This is a genomic window from Rhodococcus sp. 320_ES (assembly GCF_059691855.1).
This window is the reverse complement of the sequence record NZ_JCAWAG010000005.1, coordinates 73,991-95,265: the sequence shown is the minus strand read 5'-3', so window position 1 is coordinate 95,265 and position 21,275 is coordinate 73,991. Positions and strand designations below refer to the sequence as shown.

Sequence of the window (21,275 nt, the reverse complement as noted above, 5' to 3'; positions counted from 1 at the left end):
GTGTTTCACCTTACGCCCGCGAACGACACAGTCTCGAGGTAGACACCCGGCGAGCTAACTTACGGTACCGTAGGTTTGTGATATCCACGGAGTCGACGACGGTGATGGGCAAGCCCCGCATGCGCGGCTGGATCCACCTCTACGCGCTCGCGGTGTCGCTCGTGTGCGGCATCGTTCTGATCGCACTGTCCTACTCGCTCGTGTCCGCGAGCGCGGGATTCGCGACCACCGTCTACTCGATCACCATCTGGGGCCTGTTCGGCATCAGCGCCACGTATCACCGCGTGCACTGGAAGACCGTCGCGAGCCGAACGTGGATGAAGCGGGCCGACCATTCGATGATCTTCCTGTTCATCGCCGGCAGTTACACACCCTTCGCGGTACTCGGCCTGTCCTCCTCGACCGCCAGGACACTGCTGGTGGTGGTGTGGTCGGGCGCAGTCGCGGGTGTCGCCCTGAAGATGCTGTGGCCGACCGCTCCGAGTTGGATCGGCGTGCCGCTCTATCTGCTTCTGGGGTGGGCGATCGTCCCCGTCGCCGGTCAGCTGACGCACAACGTCGGACTGGCGCCGATGCTCCTCCTGCTTGCGGGAGGGATCTCCTACAGCGTCGGCGCCGTCCTGTACGCGACGAAATGGCCCAACCCGTGGCCGACGACATTCGGCCACCACGAGTTCTTTCACGCGGCCACCGTCGTGGCTGCGCTCGCTCACTACATCGCGATCTGCCTGGTGGTGTTCGGCTGACCCGTCAGGTGGACGGGCGGTCGACCGCTCCCTTGTCCGTGCCGTCGTCCGCGGCCTGGTCCGGAAGCGGGTCCTTCGGATCGAACGACGGCGGCAGTTTCTTGAGTCTGCCGTTCATCGAGCGGATCAACAGCGCGGTGCCCACAAGCAGAACCACGATGACGACCAAGCCGAACGGCGACGCCTTGCCGAACTCGGGTCCGGTGTCGTTCTGAGTCTGTGCGAGAAGAAGATTGGCCTGCGCGAGCAACATCACGCCTCCTCGATTCCCGCGAACAGATCGTCCTCGGGGATCGACGTACGCACCCGTGTGCGCGCCAACTCGTACTCCTCGGTGGGCCACAGCTTCTGCTGAACGTCCATCGGCATGGAGAAGAAGTGACCGTTCGGGTCGATCTGGGTGCGATGGGCACGCAGTGCCTCGTCACGCACCGGGAAGTACTCGGCGCACTCGACCTGCGTGGTGATGCGCTCCATGATCTGGTCGCGTTCGGTGCCCCACCGCTCGAGCCACTCGGTGAAGGGTCCCGGCTTCACTCCGCGCGCTTCCGCTTCGTCGTTGAACAGCTGCATGCGCTTTCGGATGAAACCGTGCGAGTAGTAGAGCTTGAGCGGTGTCCAGGGTTCTCCCGCGTCGGGGAACTTGTCCGGGTCACCGGCCGCCTCGTACGCCGCAACGGACACCTCGTGGCAGCGAATGTGGTCCGGGTGCGGATATCCGCCCTTCTCGTCGTACGTGGTCATCACGTGCGGCTTGAAGTCGCGAACCACTTTCACCAGCGCTTCGGTGGAGACCTCGAGCGGCACCAGCGCGAAGCATCCGTCGGGCAGGGGCGGGAGTGGGTCGCCCTCGGGAAGTCCGGAGTCCACGAACCCCAACCACGTCTGCTGGACGCCGAGAATGGCCGCAGCCGCGGCCATCTCCTCCTTGCGCACCTCGCTCATGCGATCGGCGATACCGGGAATGTCCATGGCCGGGTTGAGGATGTCTCCTCGTTCACCGCCGGTCAGGGTGACGACGAGGACGTCGTGTCCCTCGGCGGCGTAGCGCGCCATCGTTGCGGCACCCTTGCTGGACTCGTCGTCGGGATGGGCATGTACTGCCATCAGACGTAGTCCGCTCACGTTGTGTCCTCATCTCGAATTCGCAGGTCTTTCGCAGGCAATGGTTCCACTTTGCCCCATCTGGACAACACCCGGCCCGCCGCAGTCCATCCCGTCCACGCAACTAGTCTTGGAGGACGATGACCACCACGACGCGGCCCGAAGGCCGATACCCCACACCCAGCCGGTTCTCTGCCTCGAAGGCACTGGCTCTGCTGTTGGGCGCACTCGTCATCGCTCTGGGCGTGGCCATCGCCTACCTGGGCTACAAGAAGTTCACCACCCCCGACGTCGACGGCGAAGTGGTCTCGTTCGTGCTCGTGAACGACCAACGAGTCGACATCAGGCTCAGCGTCTCGCGCGCGGACCCGTCCCGGCCGGCGGTCTGCATCGTGCGCGCCCGGTCCAAGGACGGCACCGAAACCGGCCGTCGCGAGGTCCTGATTCCGGCGTCCGCGGGCAACACCGTCGACGTCCAGACCTTCGTGATCGCGTCGCAACCGCCCGCTCTCGGCGACCTGTACGGCTGCAGCCTCAACGTGCCCGGATACCTCACCGGAACCTGAGTTTCGAGGGGCCACGTCCCGCTCGTGTTAAAATGGTCGGATGCACGGCTTCGGATTGGAGCCGTGTATTGCTGCATATGCAGGTAGTGCCGCTACCCCGGCGCTGCGTGCGACAGGGAGCCGACTACCGGCTTCGACTACAAGGGAGTGATCGAGATGACCGAGACTCAGGTGACCTGGCTGACCCAGGAATCCCACGACAGGCTCAAGAGCGAACTCGACCAACTCATCGCCAATCGTCCGATCATCGCCGCAGAGATCAACGAACGGCGTGAAGAGGGCGACCTCAAGGAGAACGGCGGCTACCACGCCGCCCGCGAGGACCAGGGCCAGCAGGAAGCACGCATTCGTCAGCTGCAGGAGTTGCTGAACAGCGCCAAGGTCGGCGAGGCGCCCACCCAGTCGGGTGTGGCATTGCCCGGATCCGTGGTGAAGGTGTACTACGACGGAGACGAGTCCGACACCGAGACGTTCCTGATCGCGACCCGCGAAGAGGGTGCCCGCGACGGCAAGCTCGAGGTCTACTCGCCCAACTCGCCGCTGGGCGGTGCGCTCATCGACGCCAAGGTCGGCGACACGCGTCAGTACTCGTTGCCCAACGGCAAGTCGATGAAGGTGACGCTCGTCAGCGCGGAGCCGTACCACAACTGACGGTCGAGATGGCCGGCGCCGTTTTCCCAGCAGGGAAGCGGCGCCGGTGTCGTTCGCGGACGGTGCGTCTAGATCTGCACCCGCGGGTCGTAGTGGTGCCCCCGGAGCGCCGCAAGAACTTCCTCGCGATGCGTCGGACCCTGTGTCTCGACGGTCAGCAGCACGTCGACCTCGTCGATGGCCAGCGTCCCCGCGGTGCGGGTGTGCAGGACGTCGACGACACTCGCCTTGGTGTCTCGTACGACGCCGAGCAGATTGACCAGACCGCCCGGCCGGTCCGGAATGACCACACGAACCGCGAGATACCGTCCAGCAGCACGCAATCCGTGGGTGACGACCTGCGTGAGAAGCAGCGGATCGATGTTGCCTCCGGAGAGCACCGCCACGATGGGCCGATCGCTGTCGTCGCCCGCGAGTTCGCTGGTCGGCAGGTTCATCAGTGCGGCAACCGCCGCGGCGCCCGCCGGTTCGACAATCAGCTTGGCGCGCTCCATGCAGAGCAGGAGCGCGCGCGAGAGTGCGTCCTCGCTGACGGTGACGACGCTGTCCACCAGGTCACGGACGTGAGCGAACGGGACGACACCGGGACGGCCGACGGCAATTCCGTCGGCCATGGTCGACATGGACTGCGCCGCAACGGGTTCACCCACGCGCAGTGATTCGGGCCACGCGGCAGCCTTCTCTGCCTGCACCCCGACCACGCGAATATCCTTGCCCGACAGCGCAACAGCCGCAGCGATACCGGCCACCAGACCGCCGCCGCCGGTCGGCACCACGATGGTCCCGACGTCGGGCATCTGGTGCACGATCTCGACACCGGCGGTCGCCTGACCGGCCACTACGTCGATGTGGTCGAACGGGTGAATCAGCACCGCGCCGGTTCGCTCCGAGAACGCCATCGCGGAGGTGAGCGCCTCGTCGACGGTCGTACCGACCTGATGCACGTCGGCCCCGTACGCCTTGGTCGCCACCAGCTTGGGCAGCGGCGCTCCAGTCGGCATGAACACCGTCGAGCTCGCGCCGAGCTCGGCCGCTGCCCAGGCCACTCCCTGCGCGTGGTTGCCGGCGCTCGCGGCGACCACCCCACGCGAGCGCTCCTCGTCGGTGAGCCGCGCGATCCGGTTATAGGCACCGCGGGGCTTGAACGACCCTGTGCGCTGCAGGTTCTCGCACTTGAGCCACACCTGGCGGCCACACCGATCGGACAGAACACGCGACGCGACCAGTGGCGTGCGGCGCATGACGGGCGCCAGCAGTTCGAGCGCGTCGTCGAGTTGTTCCTGCGTCAGCAACTGCATCGACCGAGGGTAGTTCTTCAGGAGAGCGCCTGCTCGATGTCGGCGACGAGGTCGGCGCCGTCCTCGATGCCGACCGACAGCCGAACCAGGTCGTCCGGAACTTCGAGGAGCGAGCCCGCCGTCGACGCGTGCGTCATGGCGCCCGGATGCTCGATCAGCGACTCCACGCCGCCGAGCGACTCGGCGAGGGTGAAGATCTCGGTCTTCGCGCACAGGTCGAGGGCCGCTTGCCGGCCGCCGGCCAGCCGCACCGACACCATGCCGCCGAAACGGCGCATCTGCCGTGCGGCGACGTCGTGGGAGGGATGCTCGGCGAGACCCGGGTAGATCACCTGCGACACCGCGGGGTGTCCGACGAGCAGATCGCACATCATCTCGGCGTTGGTGCTGTGCTGCTCCATTCGCAGAGCGAGGGTCTTGATTCCGCGCAGCGTCAGGAAGGCGTCGAACGGTCCGGGAACGCCGCCCGCGCCGTTCTGGAGGAAGGCGAAACCGGCGTCGAGCTCTTCGTCGTCGGTGACCAGGGCGCCGCCCACGACGTCGGAGTGACCGCCGATGTACTTCGTGGTCGAGTGCAGGACCACGTCGGCGCCCGAGGTCAGAGGCTGCTGGAGGTAGGGCGAGGCAAAGGTGTTGTCCACCACGATCTTCGCCCCGCCGTCGTGCGCCACGGCCGACAGTGCCTCGATGTCTCCGACGTTGAGCAGCGGGTTGGTCGGCGTCTCGACCCACACCAGCTTGGTGGTCGGCCGCATCGCGGCTCGGACCGCGTCGATGTCGGAGACGGGCGCCACCGAGTACTCGATTCCCCACTGCGTGAAGACCTTGTCGATGAGCCGGAAGGTGCCGCCGTACGCGTCGTTCGGGATGACCAGGTGGTCGCCCGGCCGCAGAACCGTCCGCAGGAGGCAATCCGTCGCGGCCATGCCCGAGGAGAAGGCGCGACCGTAGTGACCGGCCTCGATGGACGCGAGGTTGGCCTCGAGCGGGCGGCGCGTCGGGTTGCCGGTGCGCGCGTACTCGAAGCCGCTGCGCATACCGCCCACACCGTCCTGCGCGAAGGTGGAGCTGGCGTAGATCGGGACGTTGACGGCGCCGGTCAGAGGGTCGGGTTCGTACCCGGCGTGAATTGCTCGGGTGGAGAACCCCTGCCAGGACGAACCGTCTGCCTTGCTGCGCTGTTCACTCATGGCACCCAGGGTAAACGGGCAGGAAAACCGGGCATTGCCTCGCCCGGTCGGCCGCGTCGGTTAGCGTCGAGGCACCACGGGTTCATCGGTCGGCGAGCGGCCGGGCGGCACAGGGAAAGAGGGCATCTCATGGCGGACACGACACCGGTCAGCGTCGAGCAACTGTTCGCGATCGACGGGTTGCTCGAGCCCGAGGAGCGCGACATCCGCGACACGGTGCGCAAGTTCGGTGCCGAGCGTATTCGTCCACATATCGCGGGATGGTTCGAGGACGGCACCCTTCCCGCGCGCGAGTTGGCGAAGGAACTCGGTTCGCTCGGGCTCCTCGGAATGCATCTCGAGGGATACGGCTGCGCCGGAACGTCCGCGACGGCGTACGGCATCGCGTGCTCCGAGCTGGAAGCCATCGATTCCGGCGTGCGCAGCCTGGTGTCGGTGCAGGGTTCGCTGGCCATGTTCGCGATCTGGAAGTTCGGCTCCGAGGAGCAGAAGCAGCAGTGGCTGCCGGGCATGGCGGAGGGGTCGCTCATCGGGTGCTTCGGTCTCACCGAGGCCGATTTCGGGTCCGATCCCGGCGGCATGCGTACCAACGCCAAGCGTGACGGCGACGACTGGATTCTGAACGGGTCCAAAATGTGGATCACGAACGGGCCGATCGCCGACGTTGCCGTCGTGTGGGCGCAGACCGACGACAAAATCAGCGGGAAGGCCGGAGGCCGGTCGGTAATCAGGGGTTTCGTTGTTCCGACGGACACGCCGGGGTTCACGGCGAACACCGTGCAGCACAAGCTGTCTCTGCGCGCCTCCATCACCGGTGAGCTGGTATTCGAGGATCTCAGACTGCCCGCCGACGCGGTCCTGCCCGAGGTGACCGGTTTGCGCGGGCCCCTCAGCTGCCTGTCCGAGGCACGCTTCGGCATCATCTTCGGCGCGATGGGCGCAGCGCGTGATTGCCTCGAAAGCGCCATCGAGTACTCGCTGACCCGCAACGTGTTCGACAAGCCGCTCGCGGGTTACCAACTCACGCAGGCGAAGATCGCCGACATGGCGCTCGAACTGGGCAAGGGTGAGCTGCTCGCCATTCACCTCGGACGTCTCAAGGACGCCGGCGGTCTGAAGCCCGAACAGGTCAGTGTGGGCAAGCTGAACAACGTGCGTGAGGCCATCGCGATCGCCCGCGAATGCCGAACCATCCTTGCTGCCAACGGAATCACCCTCGAATACCCCGTGCTGCGGCACGCGAACAACCTCGAATCGGTGCTGACCTACGAGGGCACCTCCGAGGTGCACCAGTTGGTGGTGGGGCAGGCACTCACCGGGGTGGGTGCCTTCCGCTGATCAATCGGTGCTGATCAACCGGTGCTGAGCAACCACCGCAGCGATTCGACCCAGAAGTCCTCCCGGTGCCGTGAGTGGAACAGGCCGAAATGCCCGATGCTCTCGCACCCCAAGTCCGAGGGCGCCAGTTCGATTCGCTCGCGTCGCGCGCCCACGTAGGGCGCCAGTCCGCGGACGATTGCTGCGGGCGTACCGAATTCGTCGTCCGTCGCGGCGTACGCACGAATCGGCGCGGTCACGGCGGCGAAGCGCGCTCGCACCTCGGCGCCGTCGCGGAACCACGCCGTGAAGTCGGCTCTGCTGAACGCCCACCCGTAGACGACGCGCGACGGAGTGTCCTCCAGCCAGCCGAACCGTCGGCCGGGAAAGTAGCCGACCAGGGCAGTGACGGGGGGCATCACCAGATGCCACTTCACGAACATCGACGTCCGCCGGGCCGGCAGGTAATCGGGCCAGTAGGCGTGCTGCGCTCCGACCGTCAGAATGCGGTCCACCGCAACCGAATTGGGCGCGAAACCGATCATGAAGCCGCCCCAGCTGTGCCCGACCACCGTGATCGGCACGGACGGGAACTGCGTCGCCGCCCACCCGAGTACCGCGTCGAAATCCAGCTCGCCCCAGGTTCGCCACCGAGTGCGTGATCCGCGCAGCGATCCACGGCGGGACTCACCGATGTCGCGGCAGTCCCAGGTGATCGCGGCTACCCCGTTCTCCGCCAGGAACTCCGCGTACCTCCGGTAGTACCGGGCACGCGTCGATGTCGCGCAGTTGATCACGGCCACCGCGACCGCGTTCTGAGCCGCGAACACCGTCGCGTGGACGGGGACCCCGTCCGAACAGGTAATTCGCACTCCGACCAGAACAGCTACGCGCCGGAGCTGAGGAATCCCAACAGGTCGTGACGAGTGATGACGCCGACGGGCTTGCCGTCCTCGACCACCATCAACGCGTCGGTCTCGCCGAGCATCTTGGTGGCGGCGGAGACGGGCTCACCCGCACCGATCATCGGGAACGCGGCGCTCATGTGCGCTGCAACCGCGTCCGAGAGCGCCGCGCGGCCTTCGAACACCGCACTGAGCAGGTCGCGCTCGCTGACGCTGCCGGCCACCTCACCGGCCATGACCGGCGGCTCGGCGCCGACGACCGGCATCTGCGAGACGCCGTACTCGCCGAGGATCTCGATGGCGTCGCGCAGTGTCTCCGACGGATGGGTGTGCACCAGGTCCGGAAGGTTGCCGGACTTGCCGCGGAGAACGTCGCCGACCATCGGCTCGGCCCTGGCACCTTCGAGGGGGGTGCGGAGGAAGCCGTAGGACGACATCCACTTGTCGTTGAAGATCTTGCCGAGGTATCCGCGTCCGCCGTCGGGTAGCAGAACCACCACGAGCGCATCCGGGCCCTCGCGCTTGGCCACCTCGAGCGCCGCGACCATCGCCATGCCGCACGATCCACCGACCAGTAGACCTTCCTCACGGGCGAGGCGGCGGGTCATCTCGAACGAATCGGCGTCGGACACCGCGATGATCTCGTCCGGGATCGACGGGTCGTAGGCGGACGGCCAGAAGTCCTCGCCGACCCCTTCGACCAGATACGGGCGACCCGTGCCGCCGGAGTAGACGGAACCTTCGGGGTCCGCGCCGACGACCTTGACCGCACCGCCGGAGACCTCTTTGAGGTACTTGCCGGCGCCGGTGATGGTTCCGCCGGTTCCGACGCCCGCCACGAAATGGGTGATCTTGCCGTCGGTGTCGGCCCAGATCTCGGGGCCGGTGGTCTCGTAGTGCGACTGCGGGCCACCCGGGTTGGCGTACTGGTTCGGCTTCCACGCGCCCTCGATCTCACGGACGAGGCGGTCGGAGACCTGGTAGTAGCTGGTGGGGTCCTCCGGTGCGACCGCCGTGGGGCACACGACGACCTGCGCGCCGTACGCCCGCAGCACGTTCCGCTTGTCCTCGCCGACCTTGTCGGGGCACACGAACACGCACTTGTAGCCGCGCTGCTGGGCCACCAGCGCCAGACCGACGCCGGTGTTGCCGGACGTCGGCTCGACGATGGTGCCACCGGGCTTCAGTTCGCCGGACGCCTCGGCCGCGTCGATCATCTTGACCGCGATCCGGTCCTTGGAGCTACCGCCCGGGTTGAGGTACTCGACCTTGGCCGCGACGACGGCCGATCCGGGCTCGACGACGGAGTTGACCTTCACCAGCGGGGTGTTGCCGATCAGGTCGGTGATGTGGCTCGCGATGCGCATGTCTCCATCCTCCCAGATTGCCGACCGTCATACGATCGAGGTGTGCCGACACAGCGATGGCAGAACGCCGCGGTCGCCGGTGCTGCGACCGTGCTCGCCGGATCCGGAGCCGGGACTCTGTCGTGGGCCGCGTATCGCCACCTCATGGCGCAGGCAGCGGCCGCGCGCGGGGTCATCGGCCGCAGTACCGAGAAGCCGCCCGAGGCCGACGGGATCTACACCGCCGGGTGCGACCGTCCCGAGCCGTGGCGTCTCGGTGCGTCGGCCGATCTGCACCTGATGATATTCGGCGATTCCACGGCGGCCGGAATGGGATGCGTGGTGGCCGACGAGGTTCCGGGCGTCCTTCTCGCGCGCGGCCTCGCCGAGGAGACCGGCAAGCGAATCAGGCTCAGCACCAAGGCAATTCCGGGCGCCACGTCCAGGGGACTGAAGGGCCAGGTCGACGCGATGTTCGTCGCCGGGCCGCCGCCGGACGCGGCCGTCATCCTGGTGGGCGCGAACGACGTCACCAAGAAGAACGCCGCCGGGGCGTCGGCCGCGCGTCTCGGGGAGGCGGTCGGCCGCCTGCGCCGAAGTGGCGCGGTCGTCGTGGTGGGCACGTGTCCGGACCTCGGAGTGGTGCTCGCGATTCCGCAGCCGCTGCGTGCGGTCGTGCGCACCTGGGGACATCGACTTGCGCGAGCTCAATCGGAGGCGACGCTGAAGGCCGGTGGTCACCCCGTCGCCTTGGCCGACCTATTGGCACCGGAGTTCCTCGCGGCTCCGGACCGGATGCTGTCCGCGGATCACTTCCACCCGTCCGCGGCCGGTTACGCCCTCGCGGCCGAGCAATTGTTGCCGGTACTCGCCGCGGCGCTGGGCGAGTGGGACGGAGGCCCGCTCCCCACCCTGCCCGCTGTGTCGCAGGCCGCGGAATCGCGCCGTTTGGCGGCTCGATTGACGCACGCCGCGAACAGAGTCGTACGCGCCACACCGGCCGACAAACACGGACGCTAGATTCGCAGCACAGACCGTTCGATCATCGGAGGACAGTTCATGCCCGAAGCAGTCATCGTCTCGTTCGCGCGCTCGCCTATCGGCCGGGCCGGCAAGGGCTCGTTGGTGAGCATGCGCCCCGACGATCTGGCGGCCCAGATGGTCAGCGCCGCGCTGGCCAAGGTGCCCGCGCTCGACCCGACCGACATCGACGACATCCTCATGGGCTGTGGCCTCCCCGGCGGTGAGCAGGGCTTCAACATCGGCCGCAACGTCGCCATCCAGCTCGGATACGACTTCCTGCCCGGCACCACCATCACCCGCTACTGCTCGTCGTCGCTGCAGACCACCCGCATGGCGCTGCACGCCATCAAGGCCGGCGAAGGCGACGTGTTCATCTCCGCCGGCGTCGAGACGGTGTCGCGGTTCGCGAAGGGGACGTCGGACTCCTGGCCCGACACCCACAACCCGATCTACGCCGACGCCGAGGCCACCACCGCGGAGTTCTCCGCCGGCGGCAAGACCTGGGTCGACCCCCGCGAAGAGGGCAAGCTGCCCGACGCCTACATCGCGATGGGCCAGACCGCGGAGAACGTCGCTCAGATCACCGGCATCACCCGCGAGGAGCAGGACCGCTGGGGCGTTCGCTCTCAGAACCGCGCCGAGGAAGCCATCAATCGGGGCCACTTCGACAACGAGATCACCCCGGTCACCCTCGCCGACGGCACCGTCGTCAGCAAGGACGACGGTCCTCGCGCCGGCACCAACTACGAGACGGTGAGCCAGCTCAAGGCCATCTTCCGCCCGGACGGCACCGTCACCGCCGGCAACGCCTGCCCGCTCAACGACGGCGCCGCGGCTCTGGTGATCATGTCCGACACGAAGGCCAAGGAACTGGGCCTGACTCCGCTCGCCCGCATCGTGTCCACGGCGGTCACCGGCCTGTCCCCCGAGATCATGGGCCTCGGTCCCATCGAGGCGTCGAAGAAGGCACTCGCGTTGGCGGGCAAGACGATCGACGACATCGATCTCGTCGAGATCAACGAGGCGTTCGCCGTGCAGGTCATCGGCTCGGCACGTGAGCTGAAGATCGACGAGGACAAGCTCAACGTCTCCGGCGGCGCCATCGCCCTCGGCCACCCGTTCGGTATGACGGGTGCGCGTATCACCGCCACCTTGATCAACAACCTCACCGCGCACGACAAGCAGTTCGGTCTCGAGACCATGTGCGTCGGCGGCGGACAGGGCATGGCGATGGTGCTCGAGCGCCTGAGCTGACCCGAGCTTTTCGAGCGAAGGGCGCTTCCCGGGTCGGACCCGGGGAGCGCCCTTTGGCTTGCGTCTTCTAGATGGCCCGCTCGCGCCCGGCCCAGAAGGGTGCGCGAAGCTCTCGTTTGAGAATCTTCCCAGTCGCGTTGCGGGGCAACGCATCCAACACCTCGACCCGACGGGGACGCTTGTACGCGGCCAGGTTGTCCGCGCAGTGCGCCAGCAGGGCGTCCACGTCGACGTCGACGTCCTCGGCCGGAACGACCACCGCCAGAACACTTTCGCCCCACCGCTCGTCCGGAACGCCTATCACGGCCACGTCCGCAACCCCCGGAAACGCGGCGACGACGCGTTCCACTTCGGCCGGGTAGATGTTCTCACCGCCGGAGATCACGATGTCCTTCACCCGGTCTCGGATCGTGAAATAGCCTCCGTCGTCCATGGTCCCCGCGTCGCCGGTACGGAACCAGTCGCCGTCCATCGATGCCGCAGTGTCCTTGTCGCGCCGCCAGTACCCGGCCATCACCTGCTCGCCGCGCACCTGGAACTCGCCGATCTCCCCGGCCGGCAACGGGTCTCCGGTCATCGGGTCGACCACACGGACCTCGGTACCGAGCACGGGACGGCCAACCGAGTGAAGCCGGTCGGGCCTGCTGGTGTCGCGATGGTCGTCACCATCGAGAATGCAGAAGACCCCCGACGCCTCGGTCATGCCGTACACCTGGAAGAAATCGACGTCGAACGTCTCCATCGCCGTCGCGAGCAGCGCGGACGGCATCGGCGACCCGCCGTAACCGAGGCAACGCAACGACGTCAGGTCGAGGTCCGCAGCTCCGGGAACGGCAGCCAGCATGGCGATGGCCGCCGGCACGAAGAACGAGTGGGTGACGCGCTCGGCCGCGATCGTGTCCAGCACGACGGGCGGATCGATCGCGCGCACGAGGATCGTCCGGCAACCAGCGGCCAGACCGGCCAGGGCCCAACAGGTTCCGCCGACGTGGAACAGCGGCATCGCCACCATGTTCACGCTCTGCTCGTCGAAACCGAACCCGGCGATCGCACTCCGGCTGTGCGCGCCGACGGAGCGGTGGGTCAGGACGGCGCCCTTCGGAAGGCCGCTCGTGCCCGAGGTGTACAGCTGGAGGAATCCGTCGTCCGGGCCGGTGGAGAGCGCGCCCTCCACCGGTTCGGCAGAGCCGATCCACGGCTCGTATTCGTCTGCGGCGCCGCCCAACACGATGACCTGGGGGTCGTGAATCAGCTCCGAGACGATGGAGTCGATCACGTCTCGAAACTCGTGGCCGACGAGGACGACGCGGGCTTCGCTGTCGTTGAGCACGTGCGCGAGTTCCGGCGGTGCGAGCCGAAAATTGACGATGGCGTTGGCCGTGCCCGCCAGTGCACTGCCGAGAGTCGTCTCGAGACACGCGAGGTGGTTCTTGTCGAGAACGGCGATGCGGTCCCCCGAGCTCAGACCGGCGCCGCGTTGGGCCCCGGCATTTCGGCGCACGCGCTCGTCGAACTCCGACCAGTCGTACGTCACGCCCTCATAGGCGATGGCGGCACGGTCCGGGTGCGCTCGTACGTGCTCCCGTATCGCCGCCATCGTGTGCCACTGCGGCAGCTGGTCGTCCACGCTCGAAGTCCCTTCGTCGCGCCGATCCCCATTGACCGTACGCACGGTCAGTCAACCAGACAGTGATCCATGCCACAAGGGTCAGGACAGCACGTTCCGGGCGGCCGTTGCGGCCGCACCGGCCGCGTCGGCGAGGTCCTCGAGGTCACCTCGGTCGATCAGCAGTCCGCCGAGCACCGACTGCACGAGCGCCGATCCCACCTCCGCCGCGCTGTGTCGGCCCGCCGGCTCGAACCACGTGTACGCCCAGTGCGCGGACCCGAACAGCAGCAGGGACTGCAGATCGACATCGACGTCGCGGAACACCCCGGACTCGACGCCGGCACGCAGGACGCGTCGCACCGACTCGAGGTGGTCGGCTCTCAGACGCAGCCCACGTTCGCCCAGTGCAGGAAGGCGCATGACCTCACGCTGGAACGCCACCGTCGCGTCCCGGTCGTGCTCCTGATAGAGCACCAGGGCGAACAACACTGCGGCGAGTTGCCGGTCCGGCAGAGGCGACCAGGCCACCAGCTGCACCATCTCCGCGTTGCGCCGCACCATGTACTGCTCGTGGAGGGCGCCGAGCAGTCGCTCCTTGGTTCCGAAATGGTGGACGATCGTGCCCTTCGAAATCGACAGCTCGGCCGCGATGTCGCTGAAGTTCGTTCCGTCGTAACCGAATCGAGCGACCCGCCGGGTGAACGCCGCCAGGATGTCGTCTGCACGCCCTTCGCGACGCACGCGTTCCTGCTTCTCGATCGCCACGGCACACGGTATCGCGGCGGGTGCGCTTCACGCGGCACAGCGACACGAACAGCAGGGCCACGGACAGCAGGGCCCCGAACAGCAGTCGGCCCCTGCCTCCGAGGGAGACAGGGGCCGACGATCTGCGGAAGGCTAGTCGTTCTGGAAGTAGCTCAGCAGTCGCAGGATCTCGATGTACAGCCACACCAGCGTGACGGTCAGGCCGAAGGCGACGCCCCAGGCTGCCTTCTCCGGCGCCTGCGCGCGGATGAGCTGGTCGGCAGCGTCGAAGTCGAGCAGGAAGCTGAACGCCGCGATGCCGATGCAGACGAGGCTGAAGATGATGGCGATGGTGCCGCCGTCACGCAGTCCCAGTCCGCCTGCGGTGAAGAAGCTGGCGATGAAGTTGCCCAGCATCAGCACCACGACGCCGATGAGGGCGCCGACGACCATGCGGGTCAGTCGCGGGGTGACGCGGATGGCACCGGTCTTGTAGACCACCAGCATGCCGAAGAACACGCCGAACGTGCCGAGGACGGCCTGCGCGATGAGCGCGCTGCCGCCTGCGCCGCCGAACTCGATTCCGGTGAACAGGTAGGACAGGGCACCGAGGAAGACGCCTTCTGCGGCTGCATAGGTCAGAACGATGGCCGGGTTGTCCATCCTGCGACCGAAGGTTGCGACCAGCACCAGCACGAAGCCGATGAGACCGCCGCCGATGACCAGCGGAGCCGCGAGGCCCGGGTCGTTGCCGACGAGCAGGTAGGACACAACTGCGGCAACGGTGAGAACACCGAGCGTGATGCCGGTCTTGGTGACGACATCGTCGATCGTCATCGCGCGCTGGGCATTGCCGGTCTGGTACGGCTGCGGGGCCTGCGGCTGACCGAACTGCGTTGCCTGGGCGGCACCGGCCGTGGCCGAACCGAACGTGGCGTATCCACCGCCCTGCTGCTTGGGCAGATTGCGGAACACCGGGTTGCTGGAGGTGCGCACCGTGTCTCGTCCCTTCTCGGAGTAGTTCTGAAGCTCTGTGGTCTGTCAACGCTCGACATCCGGACAAAAGTTCCCGCGTCGTCGAGCCAGTCGGACAAATCGGACTCTACCCCGCGAAGGTCACGTTTCGCCCCTCGTCGCACTGGGCAGAATAGGGATATGAGTATCGAAGACGGCCCCGGCGACACCCTCGATCCGAGCGAAAGCCTCGACTCCGACGAGGTGCGCAACGCCGACGGCGACGACGTGGTGACCCCGCCCGATTCCTGGTCGGAGGCCGACAAGTTCGGCACCACCGAGCGTGAGGCACTCGAGGGCGAGACACTCGACATGAAGCTGAGCGAAGAAGAGCCCGACATCGCGATCGAGGACGAGCTCGATGTACCCGTCGCCGCCACGCCGGACGACTACCTCACCGAAGAGCTCGTGGACCGCGTCGTCGACAGCGACGACGAGAACGACTACATAGCCGCCGAGGATCCCATCGAGGGAAGCAAGGCAGCCGACGTGGTCGATGGTGTCGTCGTCGAAGATTCCCGCGTGGACCGCGGACAGATCGACGGTGCGGCCGAGGACGGCGACTCGCTGTTCGACTGACAGCTTCTGTTTCGACCGACGGCGTCAGCGGACGGTGCGCGTCACCGTGAACTTGGCGTTGCGTCCCACCGTGTCGGTGGGGCCGACGACTCTGCCGAGCAACGGTCGGAAGTGCAGGTGCGCGTTGTGCACCGTCCACAGCTCGCCGCCCGGACGCAGCACCCTCTTCGCGGCGGTGAAGAGTTTCTCGGCGCCGCCGGTGTGCACCGCCGCGTTCTCGTGAAACGGCGGGTTGCACAGGATCAGGTCCACCGAACCGTCCGGCATCGACGTCATCGCGTCGTCGCGAACCACCTCGATCTCGACACCGGCGTTGGCGGCGGTAGCCCGCGTGGACGCCACGGCCGCCGACGATCGGTCCGTGGCCACCACCGACGCCGCGGGTCGCCGTCGCGCGGCTTCGACGGCGAGAATTCCTGTCCCGCAGCCCAAGTCGACGATCACCGTCGCGTCGGGCCGCATGGTGTCGAGAAAGCTCACGAGGAATCTGGTCCCGACGTCGTACTTGTCGCCGGCGAACACCGCGCCGTGCGCCACCACGTCGAGATCGAGCTCGGCGATGGTCGACGTGACCGGATAGGTGAAGGTGGTCGGCGCGATCGGACCCGACGCGATCAGTCCGCGAGACTTCTGCGCGGCCCGGGTGGCCTGCACGTTCGAAAAACTCCGTGCGAGAACGTCGTTCATCGACCGCGTCATGTGTTTGACGCGTCCGCCGGCGTACACCTGCGCAGTCGGCGACGCCCATCGCGCGACCGTTTCGGACACCTCGGTCAGCTCCGCGAGCGATCTGGGCAGTTGCAGAAGGATCACCTCCGCGCCGGACACCAGCTCCTCGCCGAGGGGAAGGTTGCGGAATTCCCCGACGAACCCTGTGGTCGACGAGTTGTGCGCCAACGCTGTTTCACCGGTCAGCGCATCCTGATGCACTCGAATGTTCGTCGCACCCAGAGTCCCGATGGCCCCGAGGGTCAGTGCGCCGTACCGGTCTCCGATCACCACGACCGAGCCCGCGTCGGCGCGCGACACCGCGTCGGCGGCCTCGGCGAGAATCAGGCGGTCCGATGCGTCGAAGGCGAACAGATTGACCGCCTCGACATCGGGGGCCCGTCGCAGCTGAGAGAAGATCGTTTCGAGGTCGGCCACAGGCACAGTCTTGCGCAGTTTGCGCTGCGTGCGTCGCTCGGGTTAATTTACGGCCTGAAGAACTTGAACACCGTTCAAGTCTGGCGAAGGAGTACTGGTGACCCACTCTCGTTTCTCTGCGCGCGACCTCGCTCGTGTCGCCGTCTTCGCCGCACTCATCGCGGCACTGGGCCTTCCCGGCTCCATCACGGTCGGCATCAGCGGCGTTCCGATCACCGTGCAGACGTTGGGCGTCATCGCCGCCGGCGCCATTCTCGGTGCGCGCGAGGGCACCGCCGCGGTCCTGGTTCTTCTCGCTCTCGTGGCCATGGGCCTGCCGCTGCTGGCCGGTGGACGCGGTGGCCTCGGAGTCTTCGCCGCACCGAGCGCCGGATACCTCGTGGGCTGGGTGTTCGGAGCGCTGGTGATCGGCCTCCTCACCGCCCGAATCCTGCCCAAGTACTCGCTCTGGGCAGGATTGCTCGTCAACGCCGTGGGCGGAATCGTGGTCATCTACTTCTTCGGGATCATCGGAGTGCTGCTGCGCACCGACCTCGGACTCGGCGCGGCCATCGCCTCGACCGGTGCCTACATCCCCGGCGACGCGATCAAGGTCGTCATCGCGACCATCGTGGCGAAGAGCGTTCACCGTGCGTACCCGGGCCTGATCGGCCGGCCGGCGTCGCGGACACTGCGCACCACGGACGCATGAGCCTGGCCCTGTCGGGCACTCCCAGCGCACCTGCCCTCGCATGGAACGGGCGGGTCAAAACCTACGCAGAACTCGACGCCGCAGTGGACCGGTGGCCTCGATCCGAGATCCACGACGCCTCGCGTCTGTCCGTCCCCGATGCGCTGACGTGTGTGATCGCGGCTGCGCGACACGGGGAGTCGGTGATCGTGGTCGACCCGGAACGGCCGCCGGTCATCGAAGAACACAACGGCCGGTCCGAGGCCTCCGGCCTGAAGCCCGCCCGCCTGCACGTGTCGACATCCGGCTCGTCGGGCGCACCTCGCGCGCTGCGGCGCACGTACCGGTCGTGGACGGACAGCTTTCCGTCGTTCACCGCCGTCACCGGACTGACGAGTGCCGACCGCGTCCTGATCACCGGCCCACTGCACGCCACGATGCACCTGTTCGGGGCTCTGCACGCGCTGAGCGTCGGGGCATGCGTCACCGACGACGCCGACACGGCCACCGCGGTACATGCGGTCCCCGCCGTTCTGCGGCGGGTTCTTCGCGCCGCACCCCGACTGCGCACCGCCGTCGTCGCCGGAACGTTCCTGGATGCGACCGCGGCGCGGCTCGCCGCCGAGCGCGGCGTGCGCGTCGTCGAGTACTACGGCTCGGCCGAACTCTCACTGGTGGCGACGCGGGTGGCCGGCGAATCGGACACCCTGCGCGTCTTTCCCGGAGTCGACGCGGTCGAGCGCGACGGAGCCGTGTGGGCCCGGTCGCTGTTCATGGCGGCGGGACTCGAACTGGACGAGTCCGGCTACTACTCCGCGGGCGATCTGGGCCGCGTCGACGGTGACCGCATCGTCGTGTCGGGTCGGTCGAACGCGGCCATCAACGTGGGCGGAACCACCGTGATCGCCGAGGACCTCGAATCCCGGCTGTCCGAGGTCGACGGAGTACGGACCGTGGCCGTCGTCGGTGAACCCCACTCGGTGCTCGGCGAAGTGGTGACCGCCGTCGTCGTTCTGGAACCGGGAAGCGACCTCGCTGCCGTCAAAGCCGAGGCCAGGGCTACCGTCGGTGCCGAAGCGTTTCCGCGTCGATGGATCGTTCGCGACGAACTGCCGCGGACCGCGAACGGCAAGATCGCGCGAGCCGAGATCAAGAGGAGTGTGCAGTGACCCGGTCTCCGGTGATCGTCGCCGCTCGCCGCACCCCCATCGGCAACGCCGGCCACGGATTCGCACAGCTCACCGTCACCGACCTCGCAGCCCCTGTCCTGTCGGCGGTGGCCCGCGAGATCGACGACCTCGGACCCGTGGACGACGTGATGCTCGGCAACTGCGTCGGACCCGGTGGCAATCTGGCACGCATCGCCGCCCTGGCCGCGGGTCTCGGCACCGACGTCCCCGGTGTGACCGTCGACCGGCAATGCGGATCCGGACTGGACGCGGTTGCCCTTGCCGCGCTTCGTATTCGCAGCGGTGAGGACTCGCTGATCCTGGCCGGCGGGGTCGAGTCGGCCAGCACCGCACCGTGGCGATTCTGGCCTCCCACAGCGGGTTCGGAGCCGCAACGCTACACCCGCGCACCCTTCGCGCCGGCGGGATTCCCCGACCCCGACATGGGCTGCGCCGCAGACGATCTCGCTCGGCTGCGTGGTATCGACCGGGGCCGCCAGGACCGGTACGCCGAGCGGTCGCACCGCTTGGCCGCAGAGTCCGACTTCGGTCCCGAGATCGTGCCCGTCGGCGGCGTCACCCGCGACGAACGCATTCGGTCGGGCATGACCGAGGCGCGACTGGCACGCCTGCGCCCGGCCTTCGGTCCCGACGGCACCGCCACAGCCGGCAACTCGTGCGGCATCTCCGACGGTGCTGCGGTCGTTGCCGTCACCACACAGGAGAAAGCTCGCGGACGGCCGGGTCTGCGGGTCCTCGCATCGGCCGTGAGCGCCGGTGACACAGCGCTTCCCGGCCTCGGCCCGGTCGACGCGATACGCCGCGCCCTCGATCGGTGCGGCCTGGACATCACCGACATCGGCGTCGTCGAGATCACCGAAGCGTTCGCTTCTGTGGTCCTCGCGGTGGTGGACGAGTTGGCAATCGATCCGGAGATCGTGTGTCCGGACGGCGGAGCCATCGCGATGGGTCACCCGTGGGGAGCGTCCGGAGCAATTCTGTTGGTGCGCCTGGCAACACGAATGTGCGCCGCGGACGGACCTGCGCTCGGCTTGGCTGTCTGCGCCATCGGCGGCGGGCAGGGCATTGCCATGGTAGTGGAGAAGCTATGAGCGTCATACGTTTCGACGGTGTCTCGCACTCCTACGGTGAGCGGCACGTGCTCTCCGATGTCGACCTGACACTGACCGAGCATCGCATCGGTATCATCGGGTCCAACGGATCCGGTAAATCGACGCTCGCGCGGATGATCAACGGTTTGGTCGTACCGTCGTCCGGCACGGTGAGCGTCGACGGTCTGAACGTTGCGCGCAAGGGCGGCGAGGTGCGCCGCAAGGTCGGATTCGTCTTCACCGATCCGGACAACCAGATCGTCATGCCCACCGTGGGGGAAGATCTCGCGTTCTCGCTGCGCCGATCCAAGCTCTCGAAAGCCGAAGTGGCGCACCGTGTCGAGAGCATGCTCGACCGTTTCCGCCTCGCGGGACACGCCGACCACCCTGCCCACCTGCTTTCCGGCGGCCAGAAGCAGATGCTCGCCATCGGCGCGGTGCTGATCCGAGAGCCGGATGTCGTGGTGGCGGACGAACCTACGACACTGCTCGATCTACGGAACGCGCGCATGGTGACGGACGTCCTCGCCGCGGTGCGCCAGCAGGTGATCGTGGTGACCCATCAGCTCTCGCTGCTCGACGGGTTCGACCGGGTCGTCGTGGTGCACGACGGCCGGATCGCGTTCGACGGTCTGCCCGCCGACGCGATCCCCTCCTACGAGAAGCTGCTCCTGTGATCGGGTTGTATCGGCCGGGAACGTCTGTGCTGCATCGGATGCCGGCGGGCGCAAAGCTGATGGGGCTGATGGTGGCGATCATCGCCCTGCTGGCGTTCGCGCGCACCCCCCTCGACATCGCCGTCGCCGCCGTGGCAGTGGCTGCCCTGTTCGCAGTAGCGCGGATTCGTCCCGGAGTCGTTCTCGCGCAGCTGCGTCCGATGGTGTGGATGCTGGCGCTGATCGCCGTGTTCCAGGTGATTCTCACGTCTCCATCGCGCGCGATCGTGGTGTGCGGTGGAATCCTGCTGTCCGTGGCCCTCGCAAGCCTGGTCACCTTGACAACGCGGGTCACCGCGATGCTCGACACCACCACTCGCGTTGTGGGCCCGCTGCGCAGAGTAGGCGTGGACCCCGATCGGGTGGGACTGCTTCTGGCCCTGACCATTCGGTGCGTTCCACTGCTGACCGAGATCGTGCGCGAGGTGTCCGATGCGCGCAAGGCGCGTGGTCTGCAATGGTCGGTGACGGCACTCGCGACGCCGGTCATCGTGCGTGCTCTGCGGACCGCGGATGCGTTGGGCGATTCGCTGCTGGCGCGCGGCGTGGACGACGACTGAGCGGAGTTACCGCGCCCGAAGTTCGTTCGTGCTGCCCCACAACGCGAATCCGAGGAGCAGCGCGCCGGGGATCACCGCGCCGACGAGGTCGATCGCGACCTCGGGGCCACCGCCGAACGCGATGACCAGTCCGACGAGACCGCACACTGTCAGACCGGCCGCGAGAACGGTGAAGAACGACAGGTGCCACACACGCGCGAGCGCGAAAAAGTGCACGCCGACGACGAGGGCAATCCAGGCAACGGCGGCGTCCGGCCTGTTCAGCACACCGGTGATGATGCGCAGACCACCGAATATCGCAACGACTTCCACTGCGACGACCACCCAGTAGCCCCGCCCGAACCCGCCCTGCTTCGATATGTCGGGCAGGCGCGCGGGTGGTACGCGCGCAAGGGCGACAACGATTCCGACGAACACCGCCGCGGCCACGATGCGCAGAATCAGTGCGATCGGCCCGGGAAACGAGCCGGTGTTCACGAGCACGAAAATCAGGCCGAACATTCCGCCGATCAACGAGCCGATCTTCTCCCTTGGCATCGGGTAATTATCGGTGCTA

At 67.3% G+C, this 21,275-nt stretch carries 23 protein-coding genes; 12 read left to right on the top strand and 11 right to left on the bottom strand.

Annotated features, from left to right (window positions below; genetic code table 11):
- Positions 1 to 104: 104 nt before the first annotated feature.
- Positions 105 to 746: a PAQR family membrane homeostasis protein TrhA gene (gene trhA, locus AC59JP_RS18095; RefSeq protein ID WP_497327647.1), complete on the top strand. Its 642-nt coding sequence runs from the start codon at positions 105 to 107 to the stop codon at positions 744 to 746.
- A 4-nt stretch (positions 747 to 750) separates the two neighbouring features.
- Here trhA and AC59JP_RS18090 read toward each other — a convergent pair whose 3' ends face one another.
- Entirely contained in the window at positions 751 to 999 is a 249-nt protein-coding gene (locus AC59JP_RS18090; RefSeq protein ID WP_497327202.1) for a hypothetical protein, read from the bottom strand.
- The gene (gene mca / locus AC59JP_RS18085) at positions 999 to 1,853 is read right to left on the bottom strand and encodes a mycothiol conjugate amidase Mca (RefSeq protein WP_497327646.1); all 855 of its coding nucleotides are present in this window, start codon (positions 1,851 to 1,853) and stop codon (positions 999 to 1,001) included. Before mca ends, AC59JP_RS18090 begins: the two co-directional genes overlap by 1 nt.
- Before the next feature lie 137 nt (positions 1,854 to 1,990).
- Between mca and AC59JP_RS18080 the strand changes: the two genes are divergently transcribed.
- A complete protein-coding gene (locus tag AC59JP_RS18080) occupies positions 1,991 to 2,416 on the top strand; it encodes a DUF4307 domain-containing protein (RefSeq protein ID WP_497327201.1) in 426 nt (141 codons plus the stop codon).
- Between the two features lie 156 nt (positions 2,417 to 2,572).
- A complete protein-coding gene (gene greA, locus AC59JP_RS18075; protein ID WP_497327200.1) occupies positions 2,573 to 3,067 on the top strand; it encodes a transcription elongation factor GreA in 495 nt (164 codons plus the stop codon).
- Positions 3,068 to 3,135: 68 nt separating this feature from the next.
- Here greA and ilvA read toward each other — a convergent pair whose 3' ends face one another.
- Positions 3,136 to 4,365 (bottom strand): threonine ammonia-lyase, encoded by a 1,230-nt coding sequence (gene ilvA / locus AC59JP_RS18070; RefSeq protein ID WP_497327199.1) that lies wholly within the window; start codon positions 4,363 to 4,365, stop codon positions 3,136 to 3,138.
- 17 nt (positions 4,366 to 4,382) lie between these two features.
- On the bottom strand, positions 4,383 to 5,555 hold the full coding sequence (locus AC59JP_RS18065) for a cystathionine gamma-synthase (protein ID WP_497327198.1): 1,173 nt from the start codon (positions 5,553 to 5,555) through the stop codon (positions 4,383 to 4,385).
- A gap of 129 nt (positions 5,556 to 5,684) precedes the next feature.
- Here AC59JP_RS18065 and AC59JP_RS18060 point away from each other — a divergent pair, with 129 nt between their 5' ends.
- The gene (locus AC59JP_RS18060) at positions 5,685 to 6,893 is read left to right on the top strand and encodes an acyl-CoA dehydrogenase family protein (protein WP_497327197.1); all 1,209 of its coding nucleotides are present in this window, start codon (positions 5,685 to 5,687) and stop codon (positions 6,891 to 6,893) included.
- 14 nt (positions 6,894 to 6,907) lie between these two features.
- Here AC59JP_RS18060 and AC59JP_RS18055 read toward each other — a convergent pair whose 3' ends face one another.
- On the bottom strand, positions 6,908 to 7,744 hold the full coding sequence (locus tag AC59JP_RS18055; RefSeq protein WP_497327196.1) for an alpha/beta hydrolase family protein: 837 nt from the start codon (positions 7,742 to 7,744) through the stop codon (positions 6,908 to 6,910).
- A 14-nt stretch (positions 7,745 to 7,758) separates the two neighbouring features.
- Positions 7,759 to 9,144, bottom strand: coding sequence for a cystathionine beta-synthase (locus AC59JP_RS18050; protein ID WP_497327195.1), 1,386 nt, complete (start codon positions 9,142 to 9,144; stop codon positions 7,759 to 7,761).
- A gap of 42 nt (positions 9,145 to 9,186) precedes the next feature.
- Here AC59JP_RS18050 and AC59JP_RS18045 point away from each other — a divergent pair, with 42 nt between their 5' ends.
- Complete coding sequence (locus tag AC59JP_RS18045) at positions 9,187 to 10,143, top strand: SGNH/GDSL hydrolase family protein (protein WP_497327194.1); 957 nt, start codon at positions 9,187 to 9,189, stop codon at positions 10,141 to 10,143.
- 39 nt (positions 10,144 to 10,182) lie between these two features.
- Positions 10,183 to 11,400 carry an acetyl-CoA C-acetyltransferase gene (locus AC59JP_RS18040; protein ID WP_497327193.1) on the top strand — a complete coding sequence of 406 codons (1,218 nt, stop codon included), beginning with the start codon at positions 10,183 to 10,185 and terminating at the stop codon, positions 11,398 to 11,400.
- Positions 11,401 to 11,467: 67 nt separating this feature from the next.
- Here AC59JP_RS18040 and AC59JP_RS18035 read toward each other — a convergent pair whose 3' ends face one another.
- The 3 genes from AC59JP_RS18035 to AC59JP_RS18025 form a co-directional block, all read right to left on the bottom strand.
- Complete coding sequence (locus AC59JP_RS18035; protein ID WP_497327192.1) at positions 11,468 to 13,027, bottom strand: long-chain-fatty-acid--CoA ligase; 1,560 nt, start codon at positions 13,025 to 13,027, stop codon at positions 11,468 to 11,470.
- 81 nt (positions 13,028 to 13,108) lie between these two features.
- Positions 13,109 to 13,774: a TetR/AcrR family transcriptional regulator gene (locus tag AC59JP_RS18030; protein WP_497327191.1), complete on the bottom strand. Its 666-nt coding sequence runs from the start codon at positions 13,772 to 13,774 to the stop codon at positions 13,109 to 13,111.
- 132 nt (positions 13,775 to 13,906) lie between these two features.
- Positions 13,907 to 14,749, bottom strand: a complete 843-nt coding sequence (locus tag AC59JP_RS18025) for a Bax inhibitor-1/YccA family protein (RefSeq protein WP_497327190.1) — start codon at positions 14,747 to 14,749, stop codon at positions 13,907 to 13,909.
- A gap of 159 nt (positions 14,750 to 14,908) precedes the next feature.
- Here AC59JP_RS18025 and AC59JP_RS18020 point away from each other — a divergent pair, with 159 nt between their 5' ends.
- The gene (locus AC59JP_RS18020) at positions 14,909 to 15,346 is read left to right on the top strand and encodes a hypothetical protein (protein ID WP_497327189.1); all 438 of its coding nucleotides are present in this window, start codon (positions 14,909 to 14,911) and stop codon (positions 15,344 to 15,346) included.
- A gap of 24 nt (positions 15,347 to 15,370) precedes the next feature.
- Here the strand turns inward: AC59JP_RS18020 and AC59JP_RS18015 are convergent, their stop codons facing one another.
- Complete coding sequence (locus AC59JP_RS18015) at positions 15,371 to 16,492, bottom strand: class I SAM-dependent methyltransferase (RefSeq protein WP_497327188.1); 1,122 nt, start codon at positions 16,490 to 16,492, stop codon at positions 15,371 to 15,373.
- Positions 16,493 to 16,589: 97 nt separating this feature from the next.
- Between AC59JP_RS18015 and AC59JP_RS18010 the strand changes: the two genes are divergently transcribed.
- The 5 genes from AC59JP_RS18010 to AC59JP_RS17990 are packed head-to-tail and all read left to right on the top strand — an operon-like array spanning position 16,590 to position 20,719.
- Positions 16,590 to 17,183: a biotin transporter BioY gene (locus tag AC59JP_RS18010; RefSeq protein WP_497327187.1), complete on the top strand. Its 594-nt coding sequence runs from the start codon at positions 16,590 to 16,592 to the stop codon at positions 17,181 to 17,183.
- On the top strand, positions 17,180 to 18,331 hold the full coding sequence (locus AC59JP_RS18005) for a class I adenylate-forming enzyme family protein (protein ID WP_497327186.1): 1,152 nt from the start codon (positions 17,180 to 17,182) through the stop codon (positions 18,329 to 18,331). Before AC59JP_RS18010 ends, AC59JP_RS18005 begins: the two co-directional genes overlap by 4 nt.
- Positions 18,328 to 19,443, top strand: a complete 1,116-nt coding sequence (locus tag AC59JP_RS18000; RefSeq protein ID WP_497327185.1) for a thiolase family protein — start codon at positions 18,328 to 18,330, stop codon at positions 19,441 to 19,443. Before AC59JP_RS18005 ends, AC59JP_RS18000 begins: the two co-directional genes overlap by 4 nt.
- Complete coding sequence (locus AC59JP_RS17995; protein ID WP_497327184.1) at positions 19,440 to 20,120, top strand: energy-coupling factor ABC transporter ATP-binding protein; 681 nt, start codon at positions 19,440 to 19,442, stop codon at positions 20,118 to 20,120. The genes AC59JP_RS18000 and AC59JP_RS17995 overlap by 4 nt, the downstream gene beginning before the upstream one ends.
- A complete protein-coding gene (locus tag AC59JP_RS17990) occupies positions 20,117 to 20,719 on the top strand; it encodes an energy-coupling factor transporter transmembrane component T family protein (RefSeq protein WP_497327183.1) in 603 nt (200 codons plus the stop codon). Before AC59JP_RS17995 ends, AC59JP_RS17990 begins: the two co-directional genes overlap by 4 nt.
- A gap of 6 nt (positions 20,720 to 20,725) precedes the next feature.
- On the opposite strand, the gene AC59JP_RS17985 is transcribed toward AC59JP_RS17990, so the two are convergent.
- Entirely contained in the window at positions 20,726 to 21,256 is a 531-nt protein-coding gene (locus AC59JP_RS17985; protein WP_497327182.1) for a hypothetical protein, read from the bottom strand.
- Positions 21,257 to 21,275: the final 19 nt, after the last annotated feature.

Coding starts and splice junctions, on each gene's coding strand:
- trhA (WP_497327647.1), top strand. CDS start 105: ATGGGCAAGCCCCGCATGCGCGGCTGGATCCACCTCTACGCGCTCGCG.
- AC59JP_RS18090 (WP_497327202.1), bottom strand. CDS start 999: ATGTTGCTCGCGCAGGCCAATCTTCTTCTCGCACAGACTCAGAACGAC.
- mca (WP_497327646.1), bottom strand. CDS start 1,853: ATGGCAGTACATGCCCATCCCGACGACGAGTCCAGCAAGGGTGCCGCA.
- AC59JP_RS18080 (WP_497327201.1), top strand. CDS start 1,991: ATGACCACCACGACGCGGCCCGAAGGCCGATACCCCACACCCAGCCGG.
- greA (WP_497327200.1), top strand. CDS start 2,573: ATGACCGAGACTCAGGTGACCTGGCTGACCCAGGAATCCCACGACAGG.
- ilvA (WP_497327199.1), bottom strand. CDS start 4,365: ATGCAGTTGCTGACGCAGGAACAACTCGACGACGCGCTCGAACTGCTG.
- AC59JP_RS18065 (WP_497327198.1), bottom strand. CDS start 5,555: ATGAGTGAACAGCGCAGCAAGGCAGACGGTTCGTCCTGGCAGGGGTTC.
- AC59JP_RS18060 (WP_497327197.1), top strand. CDS start 5,685: ATGGCGGACACGACACCGGTCAGCGTCGAGCAACTGTTCGCGATCGAC.
- AC59JP_RS18050 (WP_497327195.1), bottom strand. CDS start 9,144: ATGCGCATCGCGAGCCACATCACCGACCTGATCGGCAACACCCCGCTG.
- AC59JP_RS18040 (WP_497327193.1), top strand. CDS start 10,183: ATGCCCGAAGCAGTCATCGTCTCGTTCGCGCGCTCGCCTATCGGCCGG.
- AC59JP_RS18020 (WP_497327189.1), top strand. CDS start 14,909: ATGAGTATCGAAGACGGCCCCGGCGACACCCTCGATCCGAGCGAAAGC.
- AC59JP_RS18005 (WP_497327186.1), top strand. CDS start 17,180: ATGAGCCTGGCCCTGTCGGGCACTCCCAGCGCACCTGCCCTCGCATGG.
- AC59JP_RS17995 (WP_497327184.1), top strand. CDS start 19,440: ATGAGCGTCATACGTTTCGACGGTGTCTCGCACTCCTACGGTGAGCGG.
- AC59JP_RS17985 (WP_497327182.1), bottom strand. CDS start 21,256: ATGCCAAGGGAGAAGATCGGCTCGTTGATCGGCGGAATGTTCGGCCTG.